Here is an 11,078-nt window from a genome sequence, read left to right on the forward strand (position 1 = left end):
GTAATGAGGCAAGCCCGAGACACAACGGGCTCTGGTAGATGAGGGGAGTTTTCCATGGAGCGCATCTGGCTCAAGCAATATCCGCCCGGCGTGCCTGCCGATATCGAGCCGACCCAATACGCATCGCTGGTCGACCTGCTGGAGGAGAGCTTCACCAAGTTCGCCGACCGCAAGGCGTTCATCTGCATGGACAAGTCGATCAGCTACCGCGACCTCGACCAGATGTCGGTTGCGATGGCCGCCTATTTGCAGGGCCGCGGCCTTCAGCGCGGCGCCCGCGTCGCCATCATGATGCCGAACGTGCTGCAATACCCGGTCGCGACCGCGGCCGTGCTGCGCGCCGGCTTCGCGGTGGTCAACGTCAATCCGCTCTACACGCCACGTGAACTCGAGCACCAGCTCAAGGATTCCGGCGCCGAAGCCATCATCGTGCTCGAGAACTTCGCGCACACCGTCGAGCAGGTGATCGCCAAGACCCCGGTGAAGCACGTCATCGTCGCCAGCATGGGCGACCTGCTCGGCTTCAAGGGCGTGATCGTCAATCTCGTCGTTCGCCGCGTCAAGAAGATGGTACCGGCGTGGTCGCTGCCCGGCTCGGTCTCCTTCAATGACGCGCTGTCCGCGGGACGCGGCATGAGCTTCAACAAGCCAAAACTCTCGCCGGGCGACGTCGCCTTCCTGCAATATACCGGCGGCACCACCGGCGTCTCCAAGGGCGCCACCCTGCTTCACCGCAACATCGTCGCCAACGTCCTGCAGAACGACGCCTGGCTGCAGCCGGCGCTCGCAGCACCGCCGCATGTCGACCAGCTCATGATCGTCTGCGCGCTGCCGCTCTATCACATCTTCGCACTGACGGCCTGCTACCTGCTCGCAGTGCGCGCCGGCGGCTGCAATCTCCTGATCCCCAACCCGCGCGACATCCCCGGCTTCGTCAAGGAGCTGGCGAAGTACCAGGTCAACAGCTTCCCGGCCGTCAACACGCTCTATAACGGCCTGATGCACCACCCCGATTTCAAGAAGCTCGACTTCTCCAAGCTGAAGATCTCGAACGGCGGCGGCATGGCGGTGCAACGCCCCGTGGCCGAGCAGTGGAAGGCGGTGACCGGCTGCTTCATCGCCGAAGGCTATGGGCTGTCCGAGACCTCGCCGACGCTGACTTGCAATCCCGCGACCACGACCGAATTCTCGGGATCGATCGGCATTCCCGTGCCGTCGACCTGGATCTCGATCCGCGATGACGACGGCAACGAAGTGCCGCTCGGCCAACCCGGCGAGATCTGCGCCAAGGGCCCGCAGGTGATGTCGGGCTACTGGAACAGGCCGGAGGAGACCGCCAAGGTGATGACCGCGGACGGCTATTTCCGCACCGGCGACATCGGCGTGATGGACGAGAAGGGCTACACCAAGATCGTCGACCGCAAGAAGGATATGATCCTGGTCTCCGGCTTCAACGTCTATCCGAACGAGATCGAGGAAGTGATCGCGAGCCACCCGGGCGTGCTCGAATGCGCCGTGATCGGCATCCCCGATTCCAAGTCGGGCGAAGCGGTGAAGGCCTTCGTGGTGAAGAAGGATCAAAACCTCACCGCCGAGGCGGTGATCAAGTTCTGCCACGAGCAGCTCACCGGCTACAAGGTGCCCAAGCACATCGAATTCCGCAGCGACCTGCCCAAGACCAATGTCGGCAAGATCCTGCGGCGCGAGCTCCGCGACGAGAAGAAGGCGCAGGCGGCGTAACCGCGTCTCCGCTTCATGACCGCGGTCGGCGACGTCACATCATCGGCCGTCCTCGCCTTCTGGCGCGAGGCCGGCCACGAGCGCTGGTACAAGCGCGATGACGCTTTCGACGCCGAGGTCAAGCGCCGCTTTCTCGCGCTCTGGCAGAAGGCGAGCGCCGGCGAGCTGGCATCCTGGGAAGACAGCGACGAGGGCGCGCTCGCGCTCGTCATCGTGCTCGACCAATTCCCGCGCAACATGTTCCGCGGCACGCCCCGGGCCTTTGCCAGCGATGGCCTGGCGCGTGACGTTGCCCGCCGCGCCATCGCGAGGGGTGTGGATATCAGGGTCGATCCGGCCCTGCTCGAGTTCCTCTATCTGCCCTTCATGCATTCGGAGCACCTGCCCGACCAGCTGCATTGCGTCGCGCTGTTTGCGAACACCGACAATGCCGAGAACCAGAAATACGCGCGGGAGCACGCCGATATCATCCAGCGGTTCGGTCGCTTTCCCCACCGCAACCGTCTGCTCGGCCGCGACACCACCGAGGAGGAGCAGGCCTTCCTCGACGGCGGCGGCTTTGCCGGCTGATGACATCACGGTGAAGGGCCGCGTCCCTCGCCGCTTTCGCCGCCGGCAATATTGTGCAGGCCCGGCGCACGGTCTAAAAAGCGGGACCGATATTCAGGGAGACTGACGATGGCGATCCAGACTGGCGACAAGCTGCCCGAGGCGAAATTCCGCGTGATGACGGCGGAAGGTCCGCAGGTGAAGACCACCGACGATATCTTCAAGGGCAAGAAGGTGGCGCTGTTCGCGGTGCCCGGCGCCTACACCGGCACCTGCCACAAGATGCATCTGCCGAGCATCTTCCTCAACGCCTATGCCATGAAGGACAAGGGCGTCGACACCATCGCCATCGTCTCGGTCAACGACGCTTTCGTCATGAACGCCTGGAAGCGCGACACGGACCAGCGCGACGAGGCGATCTTCCTCGCCGACGGCAATGCCGACTTCGCCAAGGCGATCGGCATGGAGCTCGATGCCTCCGGCAACGGCCTCGGCATCCGCTCCAAGCGCTATTCGATGCTGGTCGAGGACGGCGTGGTGAAGAAGCTGAATCTCGAGGCAATGCCCGGCAAGGTCGAGGTCTCCGGCGGCGATACGCTGCTCGGGCAGCTGTAAGCTTAGGCCCATCGCGTTCCAAGGACGACGTCATGCCCGGGCTTGTCCCGGGCATCCACGTTCTTGGCTCCACGCAGTAAGACGTGGATGGCCGGGTCAAGCCCGGCCATGACGCGCGGAGAGACCTACTGCTGCAACCGCGCCTTCACGATCCCGTCCCGCGCCAATTGATCCGCGCGCTCGTTCTCGGGGTGGCCGGCGTGGCCCTTGACCCAGTGCCAGCGAACCTCGTGCGCTTTCAGCGCGGCATCGAGGCGCTGCCATAGCTCGACGTTCTTCACCGGTTTCTTGTCGGCGGTACGCCAGCCGTTGCGCTTCCAGCCGAAAATCCAGCCCGTGATGCCCTGCCGGACATATTGGCTGTCGGTGTAGAGATCGACGGTGCACGGCTTCTTCAGCGCTTCCAGCGCGGAGATCGCCGCCATCAATTCCATCTGGTTGTTGGTGGTGTGGCGCTCGCCGCCGTTCAGCTCCTTTTCCTTGTCGCCGAACTTCAGGATCGCGCCCCAGCCGCCCGGCCCGGGATTCCCCGAGCAGGCGCCGTCGGTGTAGATCGTCACATTGGGTTTTTCGCTCACGCGACCAGCCCCGACGGCATCAGCCCGTAGTCGCGCGCGCTCGTCACGCTCTGGTGGAAGCGCAGCTTGCGAAAATATTCCAGCGGGTCCTTCGGCTTCACCAGCGCCCCCGGCGGGACGTTGAGCCAGTCCACCAGCCGCGTCAGCAGGAACCGGATCGCAGCGCCACGCGCCAGCAGCGGCAGCGCGGCCTCTTCGGCTTCGGAGAGCTTGCGCACGCGGCCATAGGCATTGAGGAAGGCGCGCGCCTTGGTGACGTTGAAGGAATGATCGGGCTCGAAGCACCAGGCGTTGAGGCAGATCGCGACGTCATAGGCCAGCATGTCGTTGCAGGCGAAGGTGAAGTCGATGATCGCCGAGAGCTTGTCGCCGAGGAAGAAGACGTTGTCGTTGAAGAGGTCGGCGTGGATCACGCCCTCGGGCAGATTGGTCGGCCAGACCCCGCCCGAGAGATAATCGAGCTCAGCCGCGAGGAACGCGCGCAGGCCAGGCTGCACCTCATCGGCACGGCTCGAGGCCGCATCGAACAGCGGCCGCCAGCCCGCGACGGACAGCGCATTGGCGCGTCGAACCGCGAAATTGGCGCCGGCCAGATGCATCGTGGCGAGCCCCTCGCCGACGCCGGCGCAATGAACGACGTTCGGCTTGCGTGGCCAGATGCCTTCGAGAAAGGTGATGATCGCGGCGGGACGTCCCGCCAGCTCGCGCAGCGCCTCGCCGTCTCTTCCCTTCACCGGCAGCGGACAATTGACGCCGTGCTCGGCCAGATGCGTCATCAGCGCGAGGAAAAACGGCAAATCGTTCTTCGCCACGCGCTTCTCGTAGAGCGTGAGGATGAACGAGCCCTTGCTCGTGTGCAGCAGGAAGTTGGTGTTCTCGACGCCCTCGGCGATGCCCTTGTAGGAGAGCAATTCGCCGAGATCATATTGCTTCAGGAAATCCGCAAGCTCGTCGGCGGCAACGTCGGTGTAGACCGCCATAAAAGCTTACTCGGCGGCGGCTTCGGGGCGCACCTGACGCGGCAACGGGAAGAACTCGTTCTCTTCCGCGGCCGAGACCGTCTCCACGTGCAGCGTGTAGCGCTCGGCGAAGGCGTCCATGATCTCCTCGACGATCACCTCAGGCGCGGATGCGCCGGCCGTGATGCCGAGGCTGGTGATGTTGCCGAACTTGGTCCAGTCGATGTCGGTGGCGCGCTGCGCCAGCACCGCGATCTTGCAGCCCTCGCGCTCGGCAACCTCGCGCAGGCGCTGCGAGTTCGAGGAGTTCGGCGCACCGACCACGATCAAGGCGTCCACCACCGGCGCCACCTTCTTCACCGCGAGCTGGCGGTTGGTGGTGGCGTAGCAGATGTCTTCCTTGTGCGGGCCGTTGATGTTCGGGAAGCGCTCCTTGAGCAGCGCCACGATCTCCGCGGTATCGTCGATCGACAGCGTGGTCTGGGTCACGAAGGCGAGGTTGTTGGGGTCCTTCGGGGAGATCGTCTTGGCGTCCTCGGCGGTCTCGATCAGGGTCACGGCGCCGGTCGGAAGCTGGCCGAGCGTGCCGACCACCTCAGGGTGATGGGAATGGCCGATCAGGAAGATCTCGCGGCCACGCTTGAAATGGATCGCCGCCTCGCGGTGCACCTTGGTCACCAGCGGGCAGGTCGCATCCAGCGAGAACAGATTGCGGGACTGGGCGTCGGCCGGAACCGACTTCGGCACGCCATGGGCCGAGAAGACCACCGGGGCGGTGGTGTTCTCAGGGATTTCGGCGAGCTCCTCGACGAAGATGGCGCCCTTCTTCTTCAACCCGTCGACGACGTATTTGTTGTGCACAATCTCGTGGCGAACATAGACGGGGGCGCCGTACTTATCGAGGGCCCGTTCCACGGTGTCGATCGCCCGGACCACCCCGGCACAGAAGCCGCGGGGAGAACAAAGCACGATCTTGAGGTCTGGTTTGGCTGACATTGAGCGATCTCGGGACCGAATCACCCGTTTCGCCTTCTGGCGGGGGCGGTCGATGGGATGAATGGAGCTTAAAACGGTCGGCTATTACTATACCGCGATTTCTAAGGGAATTGGGCCCCCTTTCGGGCGCTGTCAAGGCACTATCTATAGCAGAACCATTGCGTGGCCACCCCCTCCGGGCTTATATAGCGCGAATTCCCTGTCATCGCTGATGACCACCGGTTTCGCCTCCAGAGGGGTGGGCGAAGCACAAAGGAGATTTGCCATGAGCAACGCACCTCTGATGCCCAAGGCGACCGCCGTCTGGCTGCTCGACAACACCGCGCTGACCTTCGACCAGGTCGCCGATTTCACCAAGATGCATCCCCTCGAGGTGCGCGCGATTGCCGACGGCGATGCGGCCCAGGGCATCAAGGGCATGGACCCCCTCTCCAATGGCCAGCTGACCCGCGAGGAGATCGAGAAGGGCGAGAAGAACCCGGATTACCGGCTCCGTCTCCAGGAGAGCAAGGTGGTGCTGCCGCCCCAGCCCAAGCGCAAGGGACCGCGCTACACTCCGGTTTCGCGCCGCCACGAGCGCCCGAGCGCCATCCTCTGGCTGCTGCGCAGCCACCCGGAGCTCAAGGACGCCCAGGTCATGCGCCTGGTCGGCACCACCAAGAGCACCATCGCCAGCGTGCGCGACCGCACCCACTGGAACACGTCCCAGCTGACCCCGATCGACCCTGTCACCCTTGGCCTCTGCTCGCAGATCGAGCTCGATTTCGAAGTGGCGCGCGCGGCCAAGGAAAAGCCGATCGACGCAGCCTATGGCGGCGCCACGCTGCTGCCGGCCTCCGAGACCACCAAGAAGGACGAGTTCGAGCCGGCCGAACGCTCGAGCGACGACCTCAACGTCGATGCCGTGTTCGCCAAGCTGAAGACGCTCGGCGGCAAGAAGCAGGAAGACGAGGAGGAGTAAGGCTCTCCTCTCGTTCATTCACCATCAAATGCAAACGCGGCGGAAAATCCCGCCGCGTTTTTGTTTTGCCACCCCACCTTCGGCGTCGTCCCTGCGAACGCAGGGACCCATAACCCCAGGGAGGCGTTTGGCGAAGACTCGTCGTTCGGTACTGCTACCGCTTTCAATCGATAGCTTCCGCGGTATGGGTCCCCGCGCCCCGTGCGCAGTTGCGCACCAGGCGGGGACGACAGCGGAATTTGTCGCGACGCCAATGTTCTCTTTTGGCGCCACTCAGAACTTGTACGTCACGCCGGCGCCGACCAGCCACGGATCGATATGGGCGGTGCCGGTGACCGGCAGGCCGGAGACGGTCGCGCTGTAATCCGGACGCAGCCAGAGCTTCTTGACGTCGACGTTGAGACCCCAGTGCCGGTCGATCATGTAATCGAAGCCGAACTGCACGGCGCCGCCCCAGGCGTTGCTGACATGCAAATTGGTGGTGGTGGCGACGATGGCGGGCGGACCGGCGATTGCGGCCGGTGCATTGGCGGCGGAATTGTTGAAGAACACGGTGTAGTTCACGCCGGCACCGACATACGGCTTGAACGCGCCGAACTGGTCGAAGTGATATTGCAGCGTCAGCGTCGGCGGCAGCAGCGTGGTCTTGCCGATCGGCAAATTCGCGAGCGAGCCGGTGCCGCTGATCGAGTGCCGGGTTACGCCGAGGATCAATTCGGCCGCGATGTTCTTGGTGAAGAAATAGCTGATGTCGAGCTCGGGGACGACCTGGTCGCTGATCGACAGGCCGGAATTCGGCGAGGACAGCGAAGGCACGCCCGCCACATTGACGGTCGAGCCGCCGGCATCCGGCAACACGCCGAGCACGCGCAGGCGCACCATCCACGGATTGAACGCCTCGACCGGCGGCGGCGCCTTCTTGTAAACCGGCAAATCGGCAGCCTGCGCCGAAGCAAACGTGCCCGCGATCATCGCGCCGAGCGTCGCAAGCCGCGCCAGGTTTCTTGTCGTTCTCTGCATTTCAGTCCCCTTCAGCCATCTCTCGCGCGTCGTTGCGCGACATGAGCGTCAGAGCAGAAAGGGACCGCTGGAGGATTTGACCTCGATCAATTCAGGCAAACGTCGCCACGATTTGGCCATGGCGTTGCAGATGTGTCACGGAAAGGACGCATCCCGGATGCGCGGCGCGGCATGATAGTGCCGCAGCCTGCATCAGGGCCTGTCGGGATGGTTCAGCATGTATTCGCCGAGATCGCGCTGACGGCGGTCGGCGCGCGCGGTGGCGGCGTTGCGCTGCACGTCGCGGTCCTTGCGGCAGGCCACGTATTCCGGCGAGCCCTGTGCATAGCCGCGGCTCTGGCAGACCGCGTCATCGTCGTCGCCGCCCACCGCCACCGGTGTCTGGTAGCGCGCAGAGCAGGCGGAAAGAGCGAAAGCAAGCAGGGCAATTGCGAGAAAACGCGCAACGATCACAAGCATGTCGATCCTATGCAAATTGGTCCATTTCCGAGCGGCACCGAACAATCGCAGTCCATCAAAATCAAGGCATTTGCTTGTTCCCGCAGGGATGTCCAGGGATCAAGTGTGGACTGACCTCCCGCAGCGCCTCCCTCCGACGAGCACAACCATCAATCCTAGATTGTAAAATCGGCCATTAGCTGCAAATATGGGCTTTTGGCCAAGAACTTTGACTCGAGGTTCTTATGAGCATTCTACTCGACTTGGTGAAGCTGGGTGCAATCGGAGCAAGCCTTGCCTTCTTACTACTTTCGTTCCAGCTGCTCAAAAATGAGCAAGCTCTGAAGAATAAGGATGGTAATCCCGCAGACCCACGCCCCCTCTTCTTAGCTGCGATTGGCAATTTCCGCCGCGCCGCACTAACATTCCTGATCGCCGGTGTACTACTCGAATTCTTCCTTTCACAGGGACCACTGGTACTGGCAGCGCTGAACCAATCAATTTTGAAAAGTGAACTCACTCGAGTCCGGTTTACGAATTGGGAGTTTTCGCCTGAAGTAAAGAAAATCGCTTTCGGCTTCGAGGAAGATCGGATGAATACCTCGCTATACGTGGCGCCCGCCTTGAAGAACAAATACGCGGTCTACGTGGGGGTGAGGAAAAAGGATGCTACCGCAGCCAGTCAGGGACAGTATGATCTGGTACTGGGCCCTTACAATATCTCCAACCAAAGCAACCTGGAAAAGCAGTTGAGCGACACTGAGCTTGCTTCGCTTGGGCAGGATTGCGTTCAATTCACTGCATTTGGCGTTCTGAAATCCGAGACAGGAAAGGCAGACCTTCCAAAGCCCTTCGTACCAGCATCAAACTCGAATGAAATCAACTTTTTCAATTCCGCAACTGCGTGTCTCCAATAATCATCACGGACGACGATCATGTTTATCAAGCTCACGCTTCCTCGCTCTCTTCCGTTTATCTGCCTCGCTGCGATTCTAGTTTTGGCGACAAATGCGGTGGCTGGCACGAAGTGCCAGTCACGTACGGGATCATCCACTGTTCAGGGGTGTTCGCAGGATCCCTAGCGATGACCGATCGCCCTCAACGGCACCGAAGGGCGATCACACCCGCCCCTTCAGCGCCTCCCCGATCTCGTCGAGCGCCTTGGGATCCTCGATGGTCGCCGGCATGGTCCAGGAATCGCCGTCGGCGATCTTCTTGATGGTGCCGCGCAGGATCTTGCCGGAGCGCGTCTTGGGCAGGCGGCCGACGGTGATGGCGAGCTTGAAGGCGGCGACCGGGCCGAGCTTGTCGCGCACCAGCGCGATGATCTCCTTCTCGATCTCGGCAGGCGCACGTTTAACGCCGGCCTTGAGCACCAGGAAGCCGCAGGGCACCTCGCCCTTGATCGCGTCCTTGACGCCGAGCACGGCGCATTCGGCGACATCAGGATGCGAGGCCAGGATCTCCTCCATGCCGCCGGTGGAAAGCCGATGGCCGGCGACGTTGATGATGTCGTCGGTGCGGCCCATCACGAAGACATAGCCGTCCTCGTCCTTGTAGCCGGCGTCCGAGGTTTTGTAGTAGCCGGGGAATTCGCTCAGATAGGCTTCCTTGAAGCGCGCATCCTGATTCCACAGCGTCGGCAGGCAGCCCGGCGGCATCGGCAGCTTGATGACGAGCGAGCCCATGGTGTTGGGCCCCACCGGCTTCGCCGCCTCGTCGACCACGTCGACCTGATAGCCCGGCATCGGCACGGTCGGCGAGCCGTGCTTCATCGGCAGCATGCCGAGCCCGACCGGATTGCCGGCGATGCACCAGCCGGTCTCGGTCTGCCACCAATGGTCGATCACCGGCACCTTCAGCTGCGCCTCCGCCCATTCCACCGTCGGCGGATCGGCGCGCTCGCCGGCCAAAAAGAGCGTGCGGAATTTCGAGAGATCGTATTGCCGGATGAACTTTCCTTCCGGATCGTCTTTCCGGATCGCACGGAACGCGGTCGGCGCGGTGAAGAACGCAACCGCCTTGTGCTCGGCGATCACGCGCCAGAACGCGCCGGCGTCGGGCGTGCCGACCGGCTTGCCCTCATACATGATCGTCGTCGCGCCATGCAGCAGCGGGCCGTAGACGATGTAGCTGTGACCGACCACCCAGCCGATGTCGGAGCCGCACCACCACACCTCGCCCGGCTTGACGCCGTAGAGGTTGAACATGGACCATTTCACCGCGACGAGATGGCCGCCATTGTCGCGCACGACGCCCTTGGGGATGCCCGTGGTGCCCGAGGTGTAGAGGATGTAGAGCGGATCGGTGGCGGCAACAGGCACGCAGGGCGCCTTCTTGCCGTCGTTCAGCGCCTTGCGGCGCAGGCTGGCCCAGTCATAGTCCCGGCCCGCGGTCAGATCGCAGGTGAGCTGCGGACGTTGCAGCACGATGCAGGCTTTCGGCTTGCTGCCGGCCAGCTTGATCGCCTCGTCGAGCAGCGGCTTGTACTGCACGATGCGGCCCGGCTCGATGCCGCAGCTTGCGGAGAGAATGAGTTTCGGCTGCGCGTCGTCGATGCGGGTGGCGAGCTCTTTTGCGGCAAAGCCGCCGAACACCACCGAGTGCACCGCGCCGATCCGCGCGCAGGCGAGCATCGCGACCACGGCCTCCGGCACCATCGGCATGTAGAGGATGACGCGATCGCCCTTGGCAACGCCGAAATCCTGCATGATGGCGCCAAGCGCCTGCACCTCGTTCAGCAGCTCGGCATAGGTCAGCCTTGTGATCGAGCCTGTCAGCGGCGAATCATGGATCAGCGCGACCTGGTCGGCACGGCCGCGTTCGACATGGCGGTCGAGCGCGTTGTAGCAGGTGTTGACGACGCCGCCGGTGAACCAGCGGCCGTAGGTTCCTTGGCCGGGGTCGAAGATCGTCTTCGGCGGCTCGATCCAGTCGATCTCCTTGGCCGCCTCGGCCCAGAAGCCGTCGGGGTCGGCGAGGGAGCGCGCATGGACTTCGTGATAGCGACTTTTACCGTCGACGTTCATTCCCGCGCTCCCGTTCCCTTTTTGCCTGGCCCCGAACCTCGTGGCAGGACAGGCGTCCCGCCATGACTAGGATCAATTGCCGGCCTTGTTTGAAGGCTATTTTCCCGGGATCGGGCCGCGGTTCAAGCTGAAAAGGATGGGGGCTTTCTCCCTCTCCCCGTTCTTACGGGGAGAGGGTCGGGGTGAGGGGGAG

At 63.1% G+C, this 11,078-nt stretch carries 11 protein-coding genes; 5 read left to right on the forward strand and 6 right to left on the reverse strand.

Annotation, left to right across the window (positions count from 1 at the left end):
• Nucleotides 1–54: 54 nt before the first annotated feature.
• From Q0743_RS05985 to Q0743_RS05995, 3 genes are all read left to right on the forward strand, one after another.
• A complete protein-coding gene (locus Q0743_RS05985; RefSeq protein WP_298240654.1) occupies nucleotides 55–1,740 on the forward strand; it encodes a long-chain fatty acid--CoA ligase in 1,686 nt (561 codons plus the stop codon).
• A gap of 15 nt (nucleotides 1,741–1,755) precedes the next feature.
• A complete protein-coding gene (locus tag Q0743_RS05990) occupies nucleotides 1,756–2,310 on the forward strand; it encodes a DUF924 family protein (RefSeq protein ID WP_298240655.1) in 555 nt (184 codons plus the stop codon).
• 108 nt (nucleotides 2,311–2,418) lie between these two features.
• The gene (locus tag Q0743_RS05995; RefSeq protein ID WP_007597501.1) at nucleotides 2,419–2,904 is read left to right on the forward strand and encodes a peroxiredoxin; all 486 of its coding nucleotides are present in this window, start codon (nucleotides 2,419–2,421) and stop codon (nucleotides 2,902–2,904) included.
• 125 nt (nucleotides 2,905–3,029) lie between these two features.
• On the opposite strand, the gene rnhA is transcribed toward Q0743_RS05995, so the two are convergent.
• The 3 genes from rnhA to ispH are packed head-to-tail and all read right to left on the reverse strand — an operon-like array spanning nucleotide 3,030 to nucleotide 5,437.
• Nucleotides 3,030–3,482 carry a ribonuclease HI gene (gene rnhA / locus Q0743_RS06000; protein ID WP_298240656.1) on the reverse strand — a complete coding sequence of 151 codons (453 nt, stop codon included), beginning with the start codon at nucleotides 3,480–3,482 and terminating at the stop codon, nucleotides 3,030–3,032.
• Nucleotides 3,479–4,462, reverse strand: coding sequence for a homoserine kinase (locus Q0743_RS06005; RefSeq protein WP_298240657.1), 984 nt, complete (start codon nucleotides 4,460–4,462; stop codon nucleotides 3,479–3,481). The genes rnhA and Q0743_RS06005 overlap by 4 nt, the downstream gene beginning before the upstream one ends.
• 6 nt (nucleotides 4,463–4,468) lie before the next feature.
• Complete coding sequence (gene ispH, locus Q0743_RS06010; RefSeq protein WP_298240658.1) at nucleotides 4,469–5,437, reverse strand: 4-hydroxy-3-methylbut-2-enyl diphosphate reductase; 969 nt, start codon at nucleotides 5,435–5,437, stop codon at nucleotides 4,469–4,471.
• A 265-nt stretch (nucleotides 5,438–5,702) separates the two neighbouring features.
• Between ispH and Q0743_RS06015 the strand changes: the two genes are divergently transcribed.
• Nucleotides 5,703–6,398 carry a DUF1013 domain-containing protein gene (locus tag Q0743_RS06015; protein WP_198964195.1) on the forward strand — a complete coding sequence of 232 codons (696 nt, stop codon included), beginning with the start codon at nucleotides 5,703–5,705 and terminating at the stop codon, nucleotides 6,396–6,398.
• Nucleotides 6,399–6,671: 273 nt separating this feature from the next.
• Here Q0743_RS06015 and Q0743_RS06020 read toward each other — a convergent pair whose 3' ends face one another.
• Together Q0743_RS06020 and Q0743_RS06025 are read right to left on the reverse strand one after the other, a co-directional pair.
• Nucleotides 6,672–7,418, reverse strand: a complete 747-nt coding sequence (locus tag Q0743_RS06020; RefSeq protein WP_298240659.1) for an OmpW family outer membrane protein — start codon at nucleotides 7,416–7,418, stop codon at nucleotides 6,672–6,674.
• Between the two features lie 192 nt (nucleotides 7,419–7,610).
• Nucleotides 7,611–7,877, reverse strand: a complete 267-nt coding sequence (locus Q0743_RS06025; protein ID WP_298240660.1) for a hypothetical protein — start codon at nucleotides 7,875–7,877, stop codon at nucleotides 7,611–7,613.
• 224 nt (nucleotides 7,878–8,101) lie between these two features.
• Here Q0743_RS06025 and Q0743_RS06030 point away from each other — a divergent pair, with 224 nt between their 5' ends.
• The gene (locus tag Q0743_RS06030) at nucleotides 8,102–8,773 is read left to right on the forward strand and encodes a hypothetical protein (RefSeq protein ID WP_298240661.1); all 672 of its coding nucleotides are present in this window, start codon (nucleotides 8,102–8,104) and stop codon (nucleotides 8,771–8,773) included.
• A 201-nt stretch (nucleotides 8,774–8,974) separates the two neighbouring features.
• On the opposite strand, the gene Q0743_RS06035 is transcribed toward Q0743_RS06030, so the two are convergent.
• A complete protein-coding gene (locus Q0743_RS06035) occupies nucleotides 8,975–10,885 on the reverse strand; it encodes a propionyl-CoA synthetase (protein ID WP_298240662.1) in 1,911 nt (636 codons plus the stop codon).
• Nucleotides 10,886–11,078 lie beyond the last annotated feature (193 nt).

Origin of the sequence: uncultured Bradyrhizobium sp. (genome assembly GCF_936943645.1) — a bacterium.
Taxonomy (GTDB): Bacteria; Pseudomonadota; Alphaproteobacteria; order Rhizobiales; family Xanthobacteraceae; genus Bradyrhizobium.